Source organism: Polynucleobacter sp. GWA2_45_21, from assembly GCF_001830325.1.
GTDB lineage: Bacteria > Pseudomonadota > Gammaproteobacteria > Burkholderiales > Burkholderiaceae > Polynucleobacter.
The window spans coordinates 66,268-86,216 of record NZ_MHZG01000002.1; the positions used below are offsets into that span (position 1 = coordinate 66,268).

Sequence of the window (19,949 nt, forward strand, 5' to 3'; positions counted from 1 at the left end):
GTCAGAACCACATTGGTTCTGAGCTTTTTTATGGCTTTGCCAGTGCATGCCCAGGATGCTAAAGAATTAAATCTCTATTCGGCTCGTCACTACCAAACCGATGAAGCGCTTTACAGTGACTTCACTAAAAAGACGGGGATCAAGATTAATCGTATTGAGGCTGATGACAATGCCCTAGCTGAGAGGCTCAAAAGTGAAGGCGCCAATAGTCCGGCAGATGTTATTTTGATGGTAGATGCAGCTCGACTCTGGCGCGCACAAATTGATGGCTTTTTTAAGCCAATACATTCGAAGTATTTAGAGGGTCGTATCCCGGCTAATTTGCGATCTAAGCCTGACGCTGACGGATCAACCTGGTTTGGTTTTTCAACTAGAGCTCGTCTCGTTGTCTACAACAAAGCTAAGGTAAACCCGCAAGATGTGGACACCTATGAGAAATTAGCTGAGCCGATGAATAAAGGTAAGGTCTGTACACGTTCAGGTGCTCATCCTTACATGCTGTCACTGATCGGAGCCATGATTGAGCGTCGTGGGGAGGCTGCTACAGAAGAGTGGGCCAAAGGTATGGTGGCTAATATGGCGCGCCCTCCAAGGGGTGGCGATACCGATCAAATCAAAGCAGTTGCATCTGGCGAGTGTGGCGTAGCCTTAACCAATTCTTATTACTTAGTGAGGCTCCTGCGTTCCACTAAGCCAGAAGATCAAGCCATCGTTGCTAAGATTGGTTTTGTTTGGCCAAATCAGAAAACTACTGGTACGCACATCAATATTGCAGGTGGTGGCGTGGCCAAGAATGCACCTCATTCACAAGCCGCTATCCAGTTCCTAGAATATCTAGCGAGCGATTCAGCGCAAGAATATTTTGCCAATGGCAATAACGAGTGGCCTGTAGTGAAGTCAGTGAAGATTGAAAATGAAGGGCTAAAAATGTTAGGACCTTTTAAGGCTGAAAACATTTCTGTTGCGGCTATTGGTAAAAACCAAATTGCCGCCCAAAGATTGCTCGATAGGGTGGGTTACAAATAAGTTACCCGCTTTAGTAATTCTTCGGCGTTGATGATGGCAGACTGAAAGGTCTTGCCATCTTGACTGTTAACGATCACGCCAATTCCGGCAACCGGCGCAAGACTATCGACTTTAAAGCGGCCCACATTGCCCTGTTGCCTGATGAAGCATTCTTCATCAAAGAAGAGTCGATCACCGTTATCAATTTCATCTGAATCGATCGTGCTAAAACCAATGAGTTCTTGAAGCGCCTCTTTTGTATCGGCGATTTCCACAGCATGGATTTCTTTTGTGAGGGGATTGATGGCAAATACTTGCATAGCGATCTTTCGGTAGATTGATGTTGGAATAAGTTCAATCCTAATTGAAATTCACTTAGCCTGCTTAAGGCATTCATTTATGAAAGCTCGTTAGAATGATTCAATATTTATTTGATATAGGATGTAAGCCCATGAAACTTCCCCTAAAGATTTTGGTGTCTAGCCTTAGTCTATTTCTATTGGCTTGCTCAACACCGCCAAGCGAGTTTGGGGTTTATCGACAGTCGGATGGAGCGGTTGGGGTGCATGCTCCTAAATCCGCTAAGGAGACTGAGGCTCAGGCAGCCGCAGTGGAAGAGTGTAAAAAACTAGGAAAGCGAGGCGCCACTATTGTCGAATCTCGTAAAACGGTGAACGACCGCTTTCCTATGACCTACATTTTTGTGTGTACTAACTATTAAGGTGCGGCAGCTTAGCTAAGCAACCATTTCTTAATCGACTTATTCACACACATTGCATCTAAGGCGAGTCCGAAGAACTCTGAACCGTTGGTAACCATGCTTTCAATGGCCTCAACCTTGCCTGATTTCACGCCACGCAAATACGTTGCAGCACGATAGCGTAGGAAGTGTTCATTCTCACCTTCTTCGTTATCTGTGGAGCAGATCTCGAGGCTGCCATAACGGGTTTCTGGATTGATATTCAGAGTAGAGAGACCTAATGCACCAATTAACTTTTCTGGTACAGGAATAGGCACGTAAGAGTAGAGTGAAACTAGTTGCTCTTGTTCATCCACTTCAATAATGTGGTCCACATCAAACACATCTTTTTCTGTCAATTCAGTTTCACCGGAATCGCCACCACCAAAGGTAGACTCAAATTGCAACATCGCTGTATTGCTATCTTTGGAGATATCGATCATGTCAGGGTAGCCAAGCAGGCCTTTCCACCAGTACATCAGCGAGAAGGTGCAAGGTTTAACTTCAACTAAACCCTTATTGGTTGATTTGGCAAAGTACAAGCCATAGAACTCATCATCTTCTTCAAGTCCGTATTGATCGACTTTCAGTTTCTTTGGCGCAGCCGCCTTAGGTGATTTCTTGGCAGCTTTCTTTGGGGCAGGCTTTTTAGCTGCCGGCTTCTTTGCCGCTACTTTTTTAACCACTTTCTTAGCTACTGGCTTTTTAGCAGTCGTCTTTTTAGCGACAGGCTTTTTAGTTGCTGGTTTTTTCACTACCTTCTTTACGGCCTTTTTGGCTACCGCTTTTTTAGCGACAACTTTTTTAACGGCTTTCTTTGCAGGGGCTTTTTTTACCACCTTAGTAGCTACTTTCTTTTTTGCTGGAGACTTCTTTGTAGCCATGGTCTATTACCCTTCCTATTGGTAGTTAATGTGCTTGGTGCACAAGTGGATATTACTTCAGTTCTACCCACTTTTGCTGATACCTATATGGGGATTTACCTTGCAATATCAAGGGTCAAGACCTAATTGTTTTTTAGTTGTATTGAAGAGGGGTGGGGAACTTGAATTTGACTGCTAACTTGCTACACTGGAGTGGCAGTTATGAATAACCTCAACCTAAAGAGAATCTATGTTCCCTGAATATCGCGAGTTAATTACTAAGCTGAAAACATCAGATCGTCACTTTTCTCATTTATTTGATAAGCATAACCATCTGGATCAAAAGATTCAGAGAATGGAGGCACATACCGAACCCAGTACCCCCGAAGAAATTGAGACCCTGAAAAAGGAAAAGCTTTTACTCAAGGATCAGCTGTATACAGTCCTGAAAAAGGCTAGCGCTACTTCTTAATAGCTTTAGACCATCGGAGCTCGTATTGAGTCTGATGGTCTTTTGTTTAGAACTACGCCTTCTTTAAGAAGCAGGCTTTGAGCAACATATTGCCAGCCTCTGTCTTGCAGTCAACCTCGTGATCGCCAGAAACCAGGCGAATACCCTTAATCTTTGTTCCAACCTTGAGGGTGGTTGATGACCCCTTTACTTTGAGATCCTTAATCAGGGTTACGGTGTCGCCATCAGCTAGTAAGTTGCCATTAGCATCCTTTACGATGAGGGTGCCTTCATCCTCTTCAACGCTAGCTGCCATGGGCCACTCATGACCACATTGAGCGCAAACAAAATTCTCACCGTCAGGATAGGTCATATCCTCCTGGCAGGCTGGACATTTTGGAAGGTTGGCAGTGGTATTCATGGGGATCTTAGTTAAAAATAGATTCATCTATTCTAGTCGACAGCGAGCAGGGTAATTTAGAATCGACTGACAATGAGTAAATCAATCAAGATCATCATCAGCGCTTTGGGCGGGATCATCCTCCTGTTGATATTGGGGGCTTGGTATGCAAGCTCCACAGTAGATCCAGTTCAACTAACGAAGTTGCTCTCCAGTTCAGTGAAGGCAGCTACTGGACGAGATTTAAAAATCAGCGGTCCTGTGACCTTGAGTTTTTTTCCGGGAATTTCTGTTACAGCGGAGCGCTTAAGTTTGAGTAATGCCTCTTGGGCATCCAAGCCAGAAATGCTCACTCTCAAGCGGATCGAGTTGGATGTTAAAACTCTACCGCTACTCAGTAAGCGTATTGAGATTGGCAGTGTGAAACTTGCCGGCTTAGAACTGTTTCTCCAAAGAAGTCCATCTGGTCAAGAAAATTGGGATATGAATGCAGAAATGTCTAGCGCTGCTCCCGCTTCTGCTTCTGCTTCTGGTAATGACGCTACGGATACTTCTTCGCTTGGTAATAATTTGATCTACATGAATAGTATTTCTGTTGTGGACGCTCTAATTCAGTATCAAGATGCTGCTAAGCCAATCTCAAGCTACCAAATTAAACGGATGTCGCTGGCAGAGAGTGGCGATAAAACAGTCATCTCCCTGGACATGCAGACTCAAGGGCAGGCTATTGGGCTAAGTGGTAAAACAGGCCCACTTTCTGGGTTATTCAAACAATGGGATATTGCATTAACCAAGTTCCCGCTGGAACTAGCTCTCAATATGAATGGCAAATCTTTATTGATTAAGGGCGAGATCGTCAAGCCTCCAAAAGCCATGCCCTCGATTAATTTGGCCTTAAGCTCAAAGTCATTTGGCTGGCCAACTCTCGATGCGCCGACTAATTCCGCTCCTCAGGCTGTGGGTGGCGCTCAGCCAGCGCCAGCAGTGCGCCAAGCCCAAAAGCCACAGTCCAGATATGTATTTAGTGATGAGATCATTCCTTTTGAGGCAATACCGCAGGCCAAGGGGAAAATTGTCATAGATATTACTGAGTTGGGTTTACCAAAGCGCAAACCAATCGAAAATCTCCAGGCTACTTTGCAGTTGGATGGCAGTGCAATTGATATCCCAAATCTCAGATTTCAGATAGGGAAGGGTAGCGCTGATTTGCAGGTGAATCTCTCAAAGACCAACACTGCAAATCCTACATTAGCAGCAAAAGGTGTGACAAAAGATTTCACGCTAGAGGATTTATTGGCCAGGCTTGATCCAAGCTCCAAAGTGAGTGGTGGTGGCATGAAGTTGGCATTTGATGTCAAAACTTCAGGAAACAGTTTTCATCAGTTCGCGGCTAATTCAAGTGGCAAGATTCAGTTGAGTATCAATCAAGCTCGCATGGGAACCAATTTTTTAAATGATGCCGGTGATTTCGTAGTCACACTATTAGACTCTATGAATCCCCTGCGTAAAAAAACGAGCGATACGGTGTTGGAGTGTGCGGTTGCCTACCTACCAATTAATAATGGTCTGATCAATATAGCCAATACGGTTGGGCTTGAAACGGATAGGCTAGATGCAGTCTTGGCTGGCTCGATCAATCTGAAAACTGAAGCGGTTAATCTCACAATTGATCCACGAGAAAAATCAGGTCTCACTAGCGGTCTTGATTTAGCAGGCTTGGTAAAGATGGGTGGCACACTAACCAATCCTAAAGCGGGTATTAACCAGGCCGGGGTCGTCAATAGCGCCGTTTCAATTGGGCTTGGATTCTTAACGGGTGGTGTCAGTATTTTGGCGGAGAATGCTAAATCAATGACTTCAAAATCTCACCCCTGCCGAGATGCGCTCCACCCCTGGTCTGATATTTACCCTGGGGCGGAGTAATTCTTAAAACAGTAAGCCGCTGATAAACAGGCTGAATAGAGAAATAAAAATGCTAGCAAAGAATGCGGTCCAGAAGCTGGAGATCGTAAAGCCACTCACAACAGCAGAGACCAGCATCAACACTAAGGCATTCACTACTAACAAAAAGAGCCCCATGGTAAGGACGGTGAGAGGTAGCGTGAAGAGAATTAATAAAGGCTTCACTATGGCATTGGCAAAGCCAAGCAGCAGGGCGGCGATGAGTAGTGAACCGCCATCTGCGAAGCGTAATCCACTAAAAAGGTAGCTGGCGACCCAGAGGGATAGGGATGTTAAACCCCACTGAACTAAAAACGGCACTAAGTTGCCCATAACAAACATCCTTTTTTAAATGAACTGTAATATTTACCTTAAATATTATCAGGGCTTTAATAGTGTGGAGGAACTTCATCTTTAGGGCTGGTATTGCTTGCACCATCTCCACCGCTGGCCTGCTCTTTAATCGACTTTAGTTCACGATATAAAAACTCAATCTGCTGCTGTTGCTTGTAAATAGTTTGATTTAGTTGATCAATCAAATCTTCAGTAAAGCTAAGTTTAATTTCAAGGTTGGTTATGCGATCTTCAGTCATTTCATTTCCTCTATCTTTAGCTTAGGCATCGATCAATTCAAATCGACCATCTTCCATCTCCGCTTTTGGTCTGATCCAAAAGTCATGCGACTGGAGAGATTCATAGACGTAGGCTGGCTCAAGATTGGCTTCTACGTTAGCAAGCAGCACTACTTTATAAAATCCGCCTGTCTTAATATGCCTTAGTTTGCTACCTGGCTTAAAGAGGCCGTCATCAGCGTCTGCCATTTTTGGTTTACTCATGTCAAGTATGTACTTTCTCGGTATGATTTACGAATGACAAATTCTGTCCCGTACTCCATTCTAGATATATCTCCCATTCCTCAGGGATTTACTGCTGCAGATGCCTTGCGCAATTCCTTGGATGTTGCCCAGCATGCCGAGGCTTTGGGATATACCCGCTATTGGGTGGCTGAGCATCACAACATGGCCGGCAATGCTAGCTCTGCTACCGCTGTCTTGGTTGGCTATATTGCTGGTGGTACAAAAACCATTCGGGTTGGCTCTGGTGGGGTGATGTTGCCAAACCATGCTCCATTGGTTATTGCAGAGCAATTTGGCACACTAGCGTCACTTTACCCAGGAAGGATTGAATTGGGCTTAGGGCGTGCGCCTGGAACCGATCAAATGACGGCCAGAGCTTTACGTCGAGATTTATTGGGAAGTGATGATCGCTTTCCGCAGGATGTACGAGAGTTGCAACATTACTTTGGCCCTATTCAGGAGGGGCAGTCTGTAAAGGCTATTCCCGGGGCAGATACCGAAGTACCAATTTGGATATTGGGCTCCAGTTTGTATGGTGCTCAATTGGCAGCTCACTTTGGCCTGCCTTATGCCTTTGCTTCACACTTTGCCCCTGAGCAGCTTGTTGATGCAATGTCCACCTATCGTGAATTATTTAAACCCTCCGATAAGCTGGCTAAGCCGAACAGTGCATTTGTGATGAATGTAGTAGCTGCCGATACAGATGAAGAGGCTGCTTACCTTTTCACGACCTTGCAGCAAAACGTGATTCGTATGCGCCGCAATACTCGCGGACAATTGCCGCCACCGATTAAAAATTTAGATGACTTTTGTGAGGCTCACGAAAAAGCTACTGCCGCTCATGCATTGCGCTGCTCCGCAGTTGGATCTATGCAGACAATCAGAAAAGAGATGCAGTATTGGCTCGATCAAACGGGTGCTAACGAAGTGATTATCACTGGGCAAATATTCGATCATCAAGCCCGCTTGAGATCATTTGAGATTGCCGCTGAAGCGGCCAAGGAATTGCGCTTTAGCTCTCAGGCCTAAAGGCGTTGTAGTCGCTGGTAATCAAAATATTTTCTTGAGCGGCTCGACTGGCAATGCGCAGTACTGCATTGTCTTTGCTAATGAGTATCGATGGTCTTAATTGATAAGCTAGATCTAAGAAGATTTGATCATCGGGGTCTTCGCATTTCCAAGGCGCGCTAGCTAGATTGGAATCATCGTATAGCTGTGCGATAGATTGCCATTGAGTCAAAATGCTTGCTTGAGCTGCGCTGTCAAGTTTAAAGAGCGGGCGAGAGATGACATCAGCAAACTCCAACAATGTCTTTTGACTCGCGATAACTGGAGTGCCCCCATTCATAATCGCCTGTTTGAGATTGGCGGCCCTTTCGTCATCAAAGACAAAAACATCTAACAAGATGTTGGTGTCTAAAACTACTGGCTTCATTGCTGTTGATTGCGCCAGATTTCTGGGGTGATAGTAACTTGCCCCATATCTGAAGAAACGTAAGCCTCCCCATCTTGAACATTGACATGCAGAACCATGCTGCGCTCGACTAGCTTGTTAAGTTCATTGGCCTGCTCCGCAGGAATCGAGATCACCTGAAGGTTACGGGCACGAGTGAATTTATTCACAATTCCATCCCACCAGATTTTGCTAGTGTGTCCGCCATAGCAATAGACGATAACTTGATCTGATCGACTGCAGGCTTTGAGGATACGTCGTTCATCAGGTTGACCGACTTCAATCCAAAGCTTGATGGCATCCGTCAGATCTTTAACCCAGAGGTCAGGCTCATCGGTATCACTTAAGCCTTTAGTGAAGACCAGATCTTCCTGAGCTTGAAGGGCAAAAGCAATGATGCGGACCATCATGCGCTCCTCGGTTTCGGAGGGATGCTTGGCAATAGTGAGGGAATGACTGCTGTAATAGTGGCGGTCAGAGTCTGCGACGTGGAGGTCGGCTTTGTGGATAGTTGCGCGTAGAGCCATGGCGCATTATCGCCTTTTAAAGGGGGTAGACCAGATCTCCCAGTATTATTTAGAAAATTACCCTGATTTACTGTGTATCGTAGAGTCCCATGATCCGTATTACCGAACTTCGCTTGCCTATTAGCCATGCCCCTGAAGCATTGGAGGAGGCAATCTTGAAGCGCTTGAATATTCAGGCTCAAGACTTGATTCAGGTTGACGTTTTTAAGCGTAGCTACGATGCCAGAAAAAATGTGGCTCTTGCCTTTATCTATACCGTTGATTTATCGGTAAAGAATGAAGAAAAATTGCTGAAGCAGTTTGCGAACGACGTGCACGTTAGGCCATCGCCAGATACCAGTTATCACTTTGTAGCCAATGCCTCCCAAGTTAAGACTCAAAACTTTGAACGTCCTGTTGTCATTGGATTTGGCCCTTGCGGAATTTTTTCTGCCTTAGTGTTAGCGCAGATGGGCTTTAAGCCCATCGTATTGGAGCGTGGCAAACCTGTGCGCGAGCGAACCCAAGATACTTGGGCTCTATGGCGTAAGAATGTCCTTAATCCAGAATCTAATGTGCAGTTCGGTGAGGGTGGGGCAGGTACATTTTCTGATGGCAAGCTCTATAGCCAAATTAAAGACCCCAAGTTTTATGGACGTAAGGTCATTGCCGAATTTATTAAAGCAGGTGCCCCAGAAGAAATTCGGTATGTAGCAAAGCCGCATATTGGCACTTTCCGTCTAGTTGGCGTTGTTGAAAGAATGCGCCAAGAAATTATTGAATTAGGTGGAGAGATTCGCTTTTCTCAGAAAGTCATTGGTTTTGATATTCAGAATGATCGGATTACTGGAGTCAAAATTGAGGGGCATCCAGATTTGCCTGCTAATCACGTAGTGCTAGCCCTTGGGCACAGTGCTCGCGATACCTTTGAGGCATTGCATGCAGCAGGCGTGTATATGGAGGCAAAGCCTTTTTCAGTAGGCTTCCGAATTGAGCACCCACAATCCTTGATTGACAAAGCACGCTTAGGTCCTCACGCTGGTAATGAGCTTATTGGAGCTGCGGATTACAAGTTAGTTCACCATGCCAAGAATGGTCGTGCAGTCTATAGCTTTTGTATGTGCCCCGGTGGAACGGTAGTTGCTGCCACTTCTGAACCAAATCGTGTTGTGACAAATGGCATGAGTCAGTACTCCCGTAATGAACGTAATGCCAATGCAGGAATTGTTGTTGGCATTACTCCGGAAGACTATCCCGGTGGTCCACTAGCGGGCATTGAATTTCAGAGGGCTTTGGAGTCTAAAGCGTATGAGTTGGGCGGGTCCACTTACGAGGCCCCAGGCCAATTGGTGGGTGACTTCCTCGCTGGTAAGGCCTCTACAGACTTTGGTTCCGTAATACCCTCTTATAAGCCCGGCGTTCACCTGACGGACCTTGCTGATGCCTTACCTCCTTATGCAATTGAGGCAATTCGTGAGGCGATCCCTGCATTTGAAAAGCAGATTAAGGGGTTTTCAATGAAAGATGCGGTATTAACCGGCATTGAAACGCGTACTTCATCTCCTTTGCGAATTACTCGAGGCCCAAATCTCCAGAGCCTAAATGTCAAAGGTCTTTATCCTGCGGGTGAAGGTGCTGGCTATGCGGGCGGTATCTTGTCGGCAGGGGTTGATGGGATTAAAGTGGCAGAAGCGGTCGCACTTGACTATCTTTCTCAATGATTCCATAAGCTGATTTTCGATGAGCTCTGTAATTTCTGAATCCAAGCAAAATGAAAAAGAAGTACTTTTTCATCCGGAGTTATTGCAGAAGTTTGATATCAATGGCCCGCGCTATACCTCATACCCTAGTGCTGATCGCTTTCACAATGAGTTTTGTGAGTCTGATTATTTGGGGGCATTACAACGCGTAGCTAAGGTCGATGAGCCGCTATCCCTGTATTTCCATTTACCGTTCTGCCCCAATATTTGTTACTACTGTGGTTGCAACAAAATCATTACTAAAGATCATGGTCGCAGTGCTAAATACATTAAGTATTTGGCTAAAGAGATGGCAATGGTTTGTGCTGCCATGGGTGCCCAGAAAAAAATACCAGTAACCCAGTTGCATTGGGGTGGGGGTACACCGACATTTTTATCTCACGAAGAGATGATTGAGTTGATGCATCACACTCGCGAGCATTTTGACCTACTTCCTGGCGGCGAATACTCGATAGAGATTGATCCACGACGAGTCACTGAGGCCAATATTGCCTTATTGGCTGAGTTAGGCTTTAACCGCATCAGTCTTGGTGTTCAAGACTTTAATCTCGAGGTACAGCAAGCAGTGCATCGCGTGCAGACCATTGAAGAAACTCAGGCAGTAATGGATTGGTCTAGGAAGTATGGGTTTAAATCCAGAAGCGTTGATCTGATTTATGGCTTGCCGAAACAGACTCCAGAGACTTTTAAGGAGACTGTTGATGCTGTTCTGAAGATGAGTCCTGACCGCCTCTCGGTTTACAACTATGCACATTTACCCCACATCTTTAAACCCCAACGCAGAATTGCTGAGGTAGACTTGCCTGGAGCTGCGGACAGGTTGGATATCTTGTCAAACACGATCGAGAGGTTAGGCGAAGCTGGCTATGTCTTTATTGGCATGGATCACTTTGCCAAGCCAGATGACGAATTGGCGATTGCGCAAACAGAAGGCAAGCTTCATCGAAATTTCCAAGGCTATTCCACACAAGCTGAGTGCGATCTCTTGGCTTTTGGGATTTCGTCGATTGGTAAGGTTGATGATAGCTACTCACAAAATGTCCGCACACTAGACGAGTATTACTCAGCAATCGATGATGGCCATCTGCCCACACTCCGAGGTCTGCAATTAGACAAGGATGATTTACTGCGCCGTGAATTAATCGGTGAGTTAATGTGCCAATTTGCACTGGATACGGATTTATTTGCCAAGTCTCATCACATTGACTTCCCAAGTTACTTCAAGACAGAGATTGAAGAGTTAAAGCATCTGGAAGAGGCTGGCCTTCTTGAGTGGCAGGGTGCCGAGATGGTTGTGCCTATCAAAGGCCGACTCTTGGCTCGACGTGTGGCAATGACCTTCGATCGTCATCTGAGGGAATTTCAAGCTAAGGGCACTTATTCCAAAGTGCTTTGATCAAATAAGCATCAAAAATTGATCGATTTGATCTAGATCAAAAACTCATCAAAATAGTGTTGGTTTAAAACCAAGAATAAATTTCTGCAGCCTCTGTATTTGATTTGCATCAAATTACAGCACCATCTTCAATTTGAAAATAGATTCATCGAATTGATAACAGAAAAGGGGTACAACATGCGCATTAAAACTCTAGTAGCCGCTATGGCAGCAGTAGCTTCATTAGCTCCAATCGCCGCTCAAGCTCAATCTTCAAACGAGAACCCATGGATGGTTCGTGTCCGTGCTGTTGATTTACTTTGGACTAATGGTCAGTCAGGTAGCGTTGTTCAAGGCGCCAATGTAAAAGCAAAAGATCAAATTATTCCTGAGCTCGATATTTCATATTTCTTCACTAAAAATATCGCTGCTGAGTTGGTATTGACTTATCCACAAACCGTTCAAATTGACGTGGGTGGCAATAAGTTGGGTACGATTAAAGCATTGCCACCATCACTACTGTTGCAGTATCACTTCACAGATTTTGGTGCATTTAAGCCATATGTCGGTGCTGGTGTGAACTATACAATCTTCAGCAGTCGCAACAACTTGGGTAATGGTGCATTTTCTGTAGATAACTCTAGTTTTGGCGCTGTAGGTCAAATTGGTATGGATTACATGTTTGATAAAAATTGGGGTTTAAACGTTGACCTTAAATACGCAACAATGTCTACAAACGTAACGGATACATCTAATGGGGCAAATGTCGGTAAGTTGACTTTAAATCCTTGGATGCCAGCCGTTGGTGTGACTTACAAGTTCTAAGAATTCAGTTCTTAGTTCTTGAGATAGGGCCCCTTAGGGGCTCTATTTTTTTGTCTACTCTTTACTGAATCAAGTGATCAATTAGCTTCTCAAATCTGGCTTCATCAAAATGTAGATTATCGAAGCGCTGTATTGCAATATGCTCTGGAGGATTCAATCTGCGTTTAGTGTATTGATCCCAGTGTTTGAGTTTGTATTCATCTCGAGGGTCTGCGCGCTTTTCCATACGATGCTTTGCTTCGCTTTCATCGAGATCTATCCAGGCAATTTTGATGCTGGATACGCTGGGGACTCCTAGTTCTTCGGGATTGAACATTCGGCCACTTTGGATTTCACTTGAGAATGGACCTACCAGGATGACGTTGACACCCAGCTGGAGGTTTTCTTTGGCGATGGCGATGAGGCCTGCGTATTCCCAATCCCTGAGGTTTTGAAGATAGAAGGGGCTATCACGATCATTGGGGTTATTGGTAGTGAGCTCCATGACATGAGCGCTATAAGCGCCATAGACCGTATCTTTATCTAAAAAGAAAAAGCTCTCGCCCGTCTTTTCCACAATGAGGGGAAGTGCCTTTTTTGCTAAAGTGGTTTTACCAGTGCCAGCATGTCCGGCAAAGAGGATAAGTCGTGGTGCGCTAGGACTGAGCTTACAGGTCATTTATCTCTTTATTTGGGTGTATTGCCTGGGTAAATTCTACTTCTCAATCCCATGTTTATTGGAAATATCACCACTTTGAGTGAAGTGACGATAATGTCGCCATGGCTTTAATCGTACTCACTGATGCAAAACTGGCTTTTGGCCACGTTGACCTCCTCGCAAATACTGCTTTCTCATTGGAATCTGGGGAGCGGGTTGGCTTAATTGGCCGAAATGGCACTGGTAAATCTTCCTTACTGAAGATTCTAGCCGGCATAGAAAAAATGGATGATGGCTTGCTGCAATATCAGCAAGGCCTCCGTATTGCCTATGTTCCTCAGGAGCCTATTTTTGAGGCTGAGGAGACTGTATTTGATGCGGTATCTAAGGGTGTGGCCCAAGCCAAGGCTCTGCGCGAAGAATATGAAGCTCTGAGCATAGGAGAGTGGGACGATGCCGCCCACCATCGTCTTGATGAAGTGCAATCCCAATTAGAGGCCTTAAGTGGCTGGAATTGGGAGCAGCGCGTTCATGAGACTTTGGATCGTTTGCATTTAGAGGCTGAGGTCAAGATCAATACACTATCGGGCGGCACTAAGAAGCGTGTTGCTTTAGCGCGTGCTCTAGTAGAAATGCCAGATGTCTTGCTATTAGATGAACCTACTAACCATTTGGATTTGGATTCGATTTCTTGGTTGGAAGATTTGCTCAAGGAATACAAAGGCTCGGTGATTTTGATTACCCATGATCGCGCCTTCTTGGATAACGTCTGTACGCAAATTGTTGAACTCGATCGCGGCATCTTGCGCACCTATCCAGGTAATTTCTCGGCCTATGAGGTATTAAAAGATCAGGAAATGAATTCTGAGTCTTTGGCCAATGCGCGTGCGGATAAATTGCTCGCTCAAGAAGAGGTTTGGATTCGTAAAGGGGTTGAGGCAAGACGTACTCGCAGCGTTGCCCGTATAGCGCGCCTCGAAGCACTGCGTACCACTCGATCACAAAGACGTGATGCGGTTGGGCAGGTCAAGCTAGCAGTGTCTGCTGGAGATAGAAGCGGCAAGATTGTTGCTGATCTGCAGAATGTTTCTAAATCTTACGATCGTCCGATTGTGAAGGATTTCACGGCAACCATTTTGCGTGGCGATAAGGTTGGTCTGCTTGGCCCTAACGGTGCTGGCAAGACTACGCTTCTTAAATTAATACTTGGGACAATTGCGCCAGATTCTGGAACGGCAACCATGGGCACACGCATTGAGGTAGCCTACTTTGACCAGATGCGCGAAGGCTTAGATCTCAATGCTTCGCTAGAGGACTACATTAGCCCTGGTAGTGAGTGGATTGAAATTAATGGCAATAAGAAGCATGTTAAGAGCTATCTAAGTGATTTCTTATTCGCACCTGAGCGCACCAATTCACCAGTCAGCACATTGTCTGGTGGAGAGCGCAACCGCCTATTGTTGGCACGCTTATTTGCTCGTCCTGCAAACGTCTTGGTTTTAGATGAGCCAACCAATGACTTGGATATCGATACTCTCGATTTGCTTGAGCAGTTATTGCAGGACTACAAAGGCACTGTGTTTTTAGTGAGTCATGATCGTTACTTCTTGGATAACGTAGTCACCAGCATCATTGCTAATGAGGGTGATGGATTCTGGCGTGAGTATGAAGGTGGTTACGAGGATTGGAAGATCCAGAAAGCGCGCTCAGATAAGATTCGTGCCGCCAGTGGTGGCCTTAAGTCTGAGCCGAAACAAGAGCTAAAGGTCGAACCAAAAGTTGAAGCTAAGCCTGTGGCTATAAAAAGCAGCGTGCAAAAGCTCAATGGCAAGGAGCGTCAGGAGCTTGAGGTATTGCCTTTGCAAATCGAGACGCTAGAGACGGAGCAGGCGGATATTGGTATTGCGATGAGTAATCCAGACCTTTATAAGAACGAGCCTGAATTAGCGGCCAGCATGCAAGCACGCTTATCTGAAATTACTGCCGATCTCGATATTAAGTTACAGCGCTGGGAATTACTCTTAAGTCGTTCAGAGTCTTAATCTAATTTATGCTGCTTGGATTTGAGCAGTGAAAATGCCTCAAGCCCAAAAGATGCTACAAGAGCAATTAGCAGGGCAATGGCACTCGATGGTGCGGTCTTGATTGTATTAATTAGTAGGGCAGTGAATAAACTCAGATTAATTGCAATTGCGCACCACAAAATTTTAGGGCTAGCCCCTGTCTGCTTATGTACGCGAATATGTCCGTAGCTCACAACGGCATAAACCAATAGAAACGCCAGACTAGCCATCTGACCTACTTCACTTAGCGGGAATAGTAAGGCCAGAATAATTACGCCAACGGAGGAGACGGTAAGTGCACGTAGCTTGCTCTTCAGCACGGAGTTTCCTAGGGCGCTAGAGACTTCATGTTTCTCTGTAAGGTCTGCTGCGATATTGGAGGCTGCAAAAATAGTGGCATTGACTGCTGCAGCGCAGGCCAGTAAGGCGGAAATGCTAATAACAATAAAGCCAAGTTTACCTGCCACGATTTTTGCAGCATCAGCAAGCACGTGGCCATTATCCACTTGCATAACGTTTAAGGGCATGAGCAATACAACTGCCGTACTCACTGCTAGATACGCAATCGTCACCAAGATCAGCGCTGAAAACATGGCAAGAGATAATTCTTTTTGTGGACTCTTCATGGCTGATGAAGAATTAGTCACTACCCCGAAGCCTTGAAAATTAATGTAGAGAATGCCTGCAGCCACTGCAATGCCTTCAATCGAACCGCCAGCCATGTGATAGCTTTTGAAATCTGCCTGATGAAATCCCATGGCTGAGAATACAAGAAGGCTAATCACAACCAGACCAATTGCAAATGTCTCAGCCTTGCCAACCAAACTTGGCCCCAAAAGATTTAAGAAAGTACAAATCAAGATGATTGCTGCGGTAATGCATTTCAGCAGTATGGGGGAGAGGTCGCCCCCCAAAGATGGTATTGGTGTATTCAACGAAACCTGCTGCGTATAAAGCGGCAGCAATGAGGTAGGCAATGTATTGAAATAGATTAATGCCGCCAGAAATAATTCCAGGGCCATAACTCATGACTGTGAAGGTCGCTGCACCACCACTGCTCGGAAAAGTGGCGCCAAGTTTTGCGTAAGAGTACACCGAGAAGGAGGCTGCGATGGCCCCAATCAGAAAGGCTAGTGGCACGTGAGTGCCAGCATGTGAGCTCGCTAAACCTAAGAGGGAGTAAAGACCTGCACCCATCATCCCGCCGATACCGAGTGCGGTCGCAGAAAAAAGACTAATGTCCTTGGCTTGCTTAGGATTCCGTTTGAGTAAGCCTGAATTCAATCGCAATTAACCTAAATTGCTACGAAGCAGTTGGCTGCGTAGGCGAGTGATTTCATCTAGGAGATCAAGCGCTAAGGCAACCCCAGGGGTATTGAGTTCGAGGTCATGTGTCAGGTGAGCGGCAGTTTTTGCACGCTTGAGAGAGTCCCCACTAAAACGCCAGTCTTCAGGTGAGGAGCCGGTGGGACTCAAGACGCCCTCTGTTACCCATGACATGATGAGATCCTCTGGTGCACGCGTGGCCTGTGAAATTTCCACGATGCTCATGTGCACTTCTTCCTCAACAAGACTACCTTCAATCCAGGTGATTTTTGTTTGTGTCATATTCATCATCCCTTCAGGTGGGTTCTGGGGTTGAAATCAAAAGCTTTCTCTAGAGATTGATAAGCTTCTTTCTGGGCATCGGTGTCGGCGCTAGGCAAAACAATATTTGGTACAACGTATAAGTCACCAGCTTCTTTGCTGGGGATACCTTTTCCTTTGAGCCTCATCTTGCGACCGGTTGCTGTGCCAGCTGGAATCTTTAATTCCAGAGTGGAGCCCGCAGGGGTGGGGATGTTAACGGTTGTACCTAGTGCAGCTTCCCATGGGGCTAACGGCAAATCCAGATAAACATCTTTTCCGTCGACGCGGTAAGTGGGGTTTGCATGAAAATCAATCTCAAGGTACAGATCACCTGCACCACCTGTACCCATACCTGGACCGCCTTGCCCAGCTAAGCGTAGATTCTGCCCAGCCTTGATGCCCTTGGGAATGCTGACATCAAGTTTGCGTTCCTGTGTACTGACATGACCATTGGCATCTTGCGTAGGCATATGCAGGGAAATAGTGCGTTTTGCGCCGTTATAGGCATCAGCAAGATCAATCAAGATTTTGGCATGATGATCTTGGCCTTTAAAGTTCATGCCTTGACGTGGGTTGCCACCTCGTCCGCCTTGAGTATGGCGGCCTCTGCCAAAAAGAGATTCAAAGAATTCGCTTTGGTCACCCTCGTAGCCGCCACCAAATCCACCATGGCCGCCACCATAGTTACCATCGGAATATTCAAAGCCTTCATTCCAGTTTGGAGGTGGAGTGAAATCTTGACCATTTTGCCAATTGGAACCCATGCGATCGTATTCCGCACGCTTCTCGGTGTCCTTCAGTACGGAGTAGGCTTCGCCAACAGCTTTAAATTGCTCTTCTGCGCCAGCTTCTTTATTCACATCTGGGTGATATTTACGGGCTAGCTTGCGGTAAGCCGCTTTAATTTCTGCTTCGGTTGCACCACGTGCTACACCGAGTGTTTCGTAGTAGTCCCTGAATTTCATAATCCTAATGAAGTCCTGATTAAATCAATAAGCTTCATTCTACAATCCCTCAGCTTCTTTTTGGGCAAAGAAAAAGCGGGCATTAAGCCCGCCTAGAACTACCATTCTCCTGAGGCTGAACTTAACTCATGACCCCAACTTGCCATGGTACGAATTCATAATCTCCAAGACCCAGTTGTTCACTTTTAGAGGCCTCTCCTGAGGCTGTTCTCAGGAAGAGCTCAAAAATCCGTTGCCCCATTTCCTGAACTGAAACCGTGCCATCTAAGATCTCACCGCAATTAATGTCCATGTCTTCGGTAAGTCGCTCATACATCGGTGTATTGGTGGCAAGTTTGATGCAAGGCGCTGGCTTTGATCCAAACATGGAGCCACGCCCTGTGGTAAACGCAATTAAGTTAGCACCGCCAGCAATTTGACCTGTCGCTGAGACTGGATCAAAACCAGGCGTATCCATAAATACAAAGCCTTTAGCTGTAACTGGCTCTGCATATCGATACACTTCCATTAGCGGTCCCGTTCCACCTTTCATGGATGAGCCAAGGGACTTTTCAAAAATATTAGCTAGGCCACCGATTTGATTTCCGGGGCTGACTTGTCCATTGATCTGAACATCGCGGCCAACAGAATATTCATCTTTCCACCAGCGAATACGTTGGATTAATTTTTCACCAATGGCCTTGCTTGCTGCTCGGCGAGTAAGCGTGTGTTCAACACCATAAATCTCTGGCGTTTCAGAGAGAATGCCAGTGCCACCATGGCGCGACAAAATATCAATTGCTGCACCCAAGGCTGGGTTAGCGGTAATCGAAGAGAAGCCATCCGATCCACCGCATTGCAAACCAACGCAGAGGTGGCTTGCAGAGACGGTTTGCCTTTTTGCTTTATTAGCTTCTGGGAGGAGTGCTTTTACAGCCTCAATTCCTGCTTCAATTGTTTTGCGTGTGCCACCAGTCTCTTGCATGATGAAAGTATGCAAAGTGGAATTTTCTTGCAAAGCTTCTTGATCCATCAATCCTTTGAGTTGATTACGCTCACAACCCAAGCCAATGATCAGGGCGGCAGCCAGGTTGGGGTGCTGTGCGTATCCAGCCATAGTTCGGCGCAGCAGCTGCATTGGCTCGCCACTCATTTCCATTCCGCAACCAATACCATGACTAAATGCAACCACCCCGTCGATATTAGGAAAATCTTTCAAACGTTCAGGGGTAAACCACGCTGCAATTTTGTTCACTACAGTTGCGGAGCAATTTACAGTAGATAGAATGCCAATGAAATTGCGTGTACCTACTTTGCCATTAGCGCGCACGTAACCTTGAAAAGTCGCACGTTCAGATTCTGGTAAAAGGGTAGTGGGTTTATATTCGCTAGCATAGGCATAGTCGCGATCGAATTCACGAAACTCCGTGTTATGACTATGAACCATCGTGCCAGGCTCAATATCGGTATTGGCGAATCCTACGGTCACGTTGTATTTCAGAATCGGCTCACCCTTGAGAATTTTCTGAGCTGCAATTTTGTAGCCTGCTGGCACTTGACTGCGGCTCGTGAAATTCTCGCTCGGCACCACTTCGCCAATTGCCACATCTACCCGTGCAACCACAATATTGTCGTTGGGGTGGAGTCGAATAATGGGGCCAATTAGGCGCTTCTCTGAGATTTCAATCATTGAGTTTCTATGCTTATTTCGGGTTGTTATTTACATACTGATCGTAAGACTCAAACACTAAATTTTTAATGACTCAGGTCAAAGATAATGACTTCAGCATCTTTACCATTAGCGATTAGTAGATTGCTCTCGTTTTCTATCAATAGCGCATCACCAGTGGACAGGAGTATGCCGTTGACCTGTAAAGAGCCTTTCACAAGATGAACGTAGGCTTTACGCTCTGGATTGAGTTCTAATTTCTGGGATTCGGACCCATCAAATAAACCTGCATATATTTTGGCATCGGCATGAATTTTGACCGCGTTACCCTCGCCATCAGGGGATGCAATTAAGCAAAGCTTACCTTGCTTGTCCAAGAGTGGAATGGATTTTTGCTCGTAACTGGGTTGAACTTCCATAACATTTGGTTGAATCCAAATTTGCAGGAAGTGGGTGGTCTGATCTTTAGCGTGATTGAATTCACTATGGGTGACCCCCGTTCCGGCGCTCATGCGTTGAACATCCCCGGGTGGAATGCCCTTCACGTTCCCCATGCTATCTTCGTGAGCTAATTCACCAGATAAAACATAGCTGATGATTTCCATATTGCGGTGGCTATGTTTACCAAAACCCATGCCTGCCGCTACTCGATCCTCATTAATGACCCTTAGATTGCCCCAGCCCATAAATTGAGGGTCGTGGTAGCCGGCAAAAGAGAAGGAATGAAAGCTTTTAAGCCATCCGTGGTCTGCATAGCCACGTTCTTGGCATTTTCTGAGGACTAACATCTTGGCTCCTTTTCGGAAAGCGAATAAGCCTATTATCATTAGCT

Annotated in this window: 24 protein-coding genes; 9 read left to right on the plus strand and 15 right to left on the minus strand. The window is 45.8% G+C overall.

Features of this window, described 5'->3' with window-relative positions:
* Nucleotides 1–30: 30 nt before the first annotated feature.
* Nucleotides 31–1,026, plus strand: a complete 996-nt coding sequence (locus A2X74_RS04145) for an extracellular solute-binding protein (RefSeq protein ID WP_293624797.1) — start codon at nt 31–33, stop codon at nt 1,024–1,026.
* On the opposite strand, the gene A2X74_RS04150 is transcribed toward A2X74_RS04145, so the two are convergent.
* Nucleotides 1,017–1,325 (minus strand): hypothetical protein, encoded by a 309-nt coding sequence (locus A2X74_RS04150; RefSeq protein WP_293624671.1) that lies wholly within the window; start codon nt 1,323–1,325, stop codon nt 1,017–1,019. The genes A2X74_RS04145 and A2X74_RS04150 overlap by 10 nt on opposite strands.
* 131 nt (nt 1,326–1,456) lie before the next feature.
* Here A2X74_RS04150 and A2X74_RS04155 point away from each other — a divergent pair, with 131 nt between their 5' ends.
* Complete coding sequence (locus A2X74_RS04155; protein ID WP_293624669.1) at nt 1,457–1,726, plus strand: hypothetical protein; 270 nt, start codon at nt 1,457–1,459, stop codon at nt 1,724–1,726.
* A gap of 11 nt (nt 1,727–1,737) precedes the next feature.
* On the opposite strand, the gene A2X74_RS04160 is transcribed toward A2X74_RS04155, so the two are convergent.
* Nucleotides 1,738–2,628 (minus strand): hypothetical protein, encoded by an 891-nt coding sequence (locus tag A2X74_RS04160; RefSeq protein ID WP_293624667.1) that lies wholly within the window; start codon nt 2,626–2,628, stop codon nt 1,738–1,740.
* Between the two features lie 229 nt (nt 2,629–2,857).
* Here A2X74_RS04160 and A2X74_RS04165 point away from each other — a divergent pair, with 229 nt between their 5' ends.
* Nucleotides 2,858–3,079: a YdcH family protein gene (locus A2X74_RS04165; RefSeq protein ID WP_293624665.1), complete on the plus strand. Its 222-nt coding sequence runs from the start codon at nt 2,858–2,860 to the stop codon at nt 3,077–3,079.
* Nucleotides 3,080–3,131: 52 nt separating this feature from the next.
* Here A2X74_RS04165 and A2X74_RS04170 read toward each other — a convergent pair whose 3' ends face one another.
* Nucleotides 3,132–3,479: a zinc ribbon domain-containing protein YjdM gene (locus A2X74_RS04170; protein ID WP_293624663.1), complete on the minus strand. Its 348-nt coding sequence runs from the start codon at nt 3,477–3,479 to the stop codon at nt 3,132–3,134.
* A gap of 72 nt (nt 3,480–3,551) precedes the next feature.
* On the opposite strand from A2X74_RS04170, the gene A2X74_RS04175 reads away from it, so the two are divergent.
* On the plus strand, nt 3,552–5,381 hold the full coding sequence (locus tag A2X74_RS04175) for an AsmA family protein (RefSeq protein ID WP_293624662.1): 1,830 nt from the start codon (nt 3,552–3,554) through the stop codon (nt 5,379–5,381).
* A gap of 3 nt (nt 5,382–5,384) precedes the next feature.
* On the opposite strand, the gene A2X74_RS04180 is transcribed toward A2X74_RS04175, so the two are convergent.
* From A2X74_RS04180 to A2X74_RS04190, 3 genes are read right to left on the minus strand one after another with little or no spacing between them, the layout of a single operon-like run.
* Nucleotides 5,385–5,732 (minus strand): phage holin family protein, encoded by a 348-nt coding sequence (locus A2X74_RS04180; protein WP_293624660.1) that lies wholly within the window; start codon nt 5,730–5,732, stop codon nt 5,385–5,387.
* Nucleotides 5,733–5,788: 56 nt separating this feature from the next.
* Entirely contained in the window at nt 5,789–5,992 is a 204-nt protein-coding gene (locus A2X74_RS04185; protein WP_293624658.1) for a SlyX family protein, read from the minus strand.
* Nucleotides 5,993–6,013: 21 nt separating this feature from the next.
* A complete protein-coding gene (locus A2X74_RS04190) occupies nt 6,014–6,235 on the minus strand; it encodes a hypothetical protein (RefSeq protein WP_215387492.1) in 222 nt (73 codons plus the stop codon).
* Nucleotides 6,236–6,268: 33 nt separating this feature from the next.
* Here A2X74_RS04190 and A2X74_RS04195 point away from each other — a divergent pair, with 33 nt between their 5' ends.
* A complete protein-coding gene (locus tag A2X74_RS04195; RefSeq protein ID WP_293624656.1) occupies nt 6,269–7,285 on the plus strand; it encodes an LLM class flavin-dependent oxidoreductase in 1,017 nt (338 codons plus the stop codon).
* On the opposite strand, the gene A2X74_RS04200 is transcribed toward A2X74_RS04195, so the two are convergent.
* Together A2X74_RS04200 and A2X74_RS04205 are read right to left on the minus strand one after the other, a co-directional pair.
* Nucleotides 7,269–7,691 (minus strand): putative toxin-antitoxin system toxin component, PIN family, encoded by a 423-nt coding sequence (locus tag A2X74_RS04200; RefSeq protein ID WP_293624654.1) that lies wholly within the window; start codon nt 7,689–7,691, stop codon nt 7,269–7,271. The two genes, A2X74_RS04195 and A2X74_RS04200, sit on opposite strands and share 17 nt — an antisense overlap.
* Nucleotides 7,688–8,236: a YaeQ family protein gene (locus A2X74_RS04205; RefSeq protein ID WP_293624652.1), complete on the minus strand. Its 549-nt coding sequence runs from the start codon at nt 8,234–8,236 to the stop codon at nt 7,688–7,690. The genes A2X74_RS04200 and A2X74_RS04205 overlap by 4 nt, the downstream gene beginning before the upstream one ends.
* A gap of 89 nt (nt 8,237–8,325) precedes the next feature.
* On the opposite strand from A2X74_RS04205, the gene A2X74_RS04210 reads away from it, so the two are divergent.
* The 3 genes from A2X74_RS04210 (at nt 8,326) to A2X74_RS04220 (ending at nt 12,175) form a co-directional block, all read left to right on the plus strand.
* Entirely contained in the window at nt 8,326–9,936 is a 1,611-nt protein-coding gene (locus tag A2X74_RS04210; protein WP_293624650.1) for an NAD(P)/FAD-dependent oxidoreductase, read from the plus strand.
* Nucleotides 9,937–9,955: 19 nt separating this feature from the next.
* Nucleotides 9,956–11,371, plus strand: coding sequence for an oxygen-independent coproporphyrinogen III oxidase (gene hemN / locus A2X74_RS04215; RefSeq protein ID WP_293624648.1), 1,416 nt, complete (start codon nt 9,956–9,958; stop codon nt 11,369–11,371).
* 177 nt (nt 11,372–11,548) lie between these two features.
* Nucleotides 11,549–12,175, plus strand: coding sequence for an OmpW family outer membrane protein (locus A2X74_RS04220; RefSeq protein WP_293624646.1), 627 nt, complete (start codon nt 11,549–11,551; stop codon nt 12,173–12,175).
* 61 nt (nt 12,176–12,236) lie between these two features.
* On the opposite strand, the gene A2X74_RS04225 is transcribed toward A2X74_RS04220, so the two are convergent.
* Complete coding sequence (locus A2X74_RS04225) at nt 12,237–12,833, minus strand: ATP-binding protein (protein ID WP_293624644.1); 597 nt, start codon at nt 12,831–12,833, stop codon at nt 12,237–12,239.
* 101 nt (nt 12,834–12,934) lie between these two features.
* Between A2X74_RS04225 and A2X74_RS04230 the strand changes: the two genes are divergently transcribed.
* Nucleotides 12,935–14,854, plus strand: coding sequence for an ATP-binding cassette domain-containing protein (locus tag A2X74_RS04230; protein WP_293624642.1), 1,920 nt, complete (start codon nt 12,935–12,937; stop codon nt 14,852–14,854).
* Here A2X74_RS04230 and A2X74_RS04235 read toward each other — a convergent pair.
* The 6 genes from A2X74_RS04235 to A2X74_RS04260 all read right to left on the minus strand — a co-directional run bounded on the left by A2X74_RS04235 (nt 14,851) and on the right by A2X74_RS04260 (nt 19,905).
* Complete coding sequence (locus A2X74_RS04235; protein WP_293624640.1) at nt 14,851–15,735, minus strand: APC family permease; 885 nt, start codon at nt 15,733–15,735, stop codon at nt 14,851–14,853. The genes A2X74_RS04230 and A2X74_RS04235 overlap by 4 nt on opposite strands.
* The gene (locus A2X74_RS04240) at nt 15,683–16,159 is read right to left on the minus strand and encodes an amino acid permease (RefSeq protein WP_293624638.1); all 477 of its coding nucleotides are present in this window, start codon (nt 16,157–16,159) and stop codon (nt 15,683–15,685) included. Before A2X74_RS04240 ends, A2X74_RS04235 begins: the two co-directional genes overlap by 53 nt.
* 6 nt (nt 16,160–16,165) lie before the next feature.
* On the minus strand, nt 16,166–16,483 hold the full coding sequence (locus A2X74_RS04245) for a chaperone modulator CbpM (protein WP_293624636.1): 318 nt from the start codon (nt 16,481–16,483) through the stop codon (nt 16,166–16,168).
* Nucleotides 16,484–16,488: 5 nt separating this feature from the next.
* Nucleotides 16,489–17,469, minus strand: coding sequence for a DnaJ C-terminal domain-containing protein (locus tag A2X74_RS04250; RefSeq protein WP_293624634.1), 981 nt, complete (start codon nt 17,467–17,469; stop codon nt 16,489–16,491).
* A 121-nt stretch (nt 17,470–17,590) separates the two neighbouring features.
* Nucleotides 17,591–19,138: an altronate dehydratase family protein gene (locus tag A2X74_RS04255; protein WP_293624632.1), complete on the minus strand. Its 1,548-nt coding sequence runs from the start codon at nt 19,136–19,138 to the stop codon at nt 17,591–17,593.
* A gap of 65 nt (nt 19,139–19,203) precedes the next feature.
* Nucleotides 19,204–19,905, minus strand: a complete 702-nt coding sequence (locus tag A2X74_RS04260; protein WP_293624630.1) for a pirin family protein — start codon at nt 19,903–19,905, stop codon at nt 19,204–19,206.
* Nucleotides 19,906–19,949 lie beyond the last annotated feature (44 nt).

Coding starts and splice junctions, on each gene's coding strand:
- A2X74_RS04145 (WP_293624797.1), top strand. CDS start 31: ATGGCTTTGCCAGTGCATGCCCAGGATGCTAAAGAATTAAATCTCTAT.
- A2X74_RS04150 (WP_293624671.1), bottom strand. CDS start 1,325: ATGCAAGTATTTGCCATCAATCCCCTCACAAAAGAAATCCATGCTGTG.
- A2X74_RS04155 (WP_293624669.1), top strand. CDS start 1,457: ATGAAACTTCCCCTAAAGATTTTGGTGTCTAGCCTTAGTCTATTTCTA.
- A2X74_RS04160 (WP_293624667.1), bottom strand. CDS start 2,628: ATGGCTACAAAGAAGTCTCCAGCAAAAAAGAAAGTAGCTACTAAGGTG.
- A2X74_RS04165 (WP_293624665.1), top strand. CDS start 2,858: ATGTTCCCTGAATATCGCGAGTTAATTACTAAGCTGAAAACATCAGAT.
- A2X74_RS04170 (WP_293624663.1), bottom strand. CDS start 3,479: ATGAATACCACTGCCAACCTTCCAAAATGTCCAGCCTGCCAGGAGGAT.
- A2X74_RS04175 (WP_293624662.1), top strand. CDS start 3,552: ATGAGTAAATCAATCAAGATCATCATCAGCGCTTTGGGCGGGATCATC.
- A2X74_RS04180 (WP_293624660.1), bottom strand. CDS start 5,732: ATGGGCAACTTAGTGCCGTTTTTAGTTCAGTGGGGTTTAACATCCCTA.
- A2X74_RS04185 (WP_293624658.1), bottom strand. CDS start 5,992: ATGACTGAAGATCGCATAACCAACCTTGAAATTAAACTTAGCTTTACT.
- A2X74_RS04190 (WP_215387492.1), bottom strand. CDS start 6,235: ATGAGTAAACCAAAAATGGCAGACGCTGATGACGGCCTCTTTAAGCCA.
- A2X74_RS04195 (WP_293624656.1), top strand. CDS start 6,269: ATGACAAATTCTGTCCCGTACTCCATTCTAGATATATCTCCCATTCCT.
- A2X74_RS04200 (WP_293624654.1), bottom strand. CDS start 7,691: ATGAAGCCAGTAGTTTTAGACACCAACATCTTGTTAGATGTTTTTGTC.
- A2X74_RS04205 (WP_293624652.1), bottom strand. CDS start 8,236: ATGGCTCTACGCGCAACTATCCACAAAGCCGACCTCCACGTCGCAGAC.
- A2X74_RS04210 (WP_293624650.1), top strand. CDS start 8,326: ATGATCCGTATTACCGAACTTCGCTTGCCTATTAGCCATGCCCCTGAA.
- hemN (WP_293624648.1), top strand. CDS start 9,956: ATGAGCTCTGTAATTTCTGAATCCAAGCAAAATGAAAAAGAAGTACTT.
- A2X74_RS04220 (WP_293624646.1), top strand. CDS start 11,549: ATGCGCATTAAAACTCTAGTAGCCGCTATGGCAGCAGTAGCTTCATTA.
- A2X74_RS04225 (WP_293624644.1), bottom strand. CDS start 12,833: ATGACCTGTAAGCTCAGTCCTAGCGCACCACGACTTATCCTCTTTGCC.
- A2X74_RS04230 (WP_293624642.1), top strand. CDS start 12,935: ATGGCTTTAATCGTACTCACTGATGCAAAACTGGCTTTTGGCCACGTT.
- A2X74_RS04245 (WP_293624636.1), bottom strand. CDS start 16,483: ATGACACAAACAAAAATCACCTGGATTGAAGGTAGTCTTGTTGAGGAA.
- A2X74_RS04250 (WP_293624634.1), bottom strand. CDS start 17,469: ATGAAATTCAGGGACTACTACGAAACACTCGGTGTAGCACGTGGTGCA.
- A2X74_RS04255 (WP_293624632.1), bottom strand. CDS start 19,138: ATGATTGAAATCTCAGAGAAGCGCCTAATTGGCCCCATTATTCGACTC.
- A2X74_RS04260 (WP_293624630.1), bottom strand. CDS start 19,905: ATGTTAGTCCTCAGAAAATGCCAAGAACGTGGCTATGCAGACCACGGA.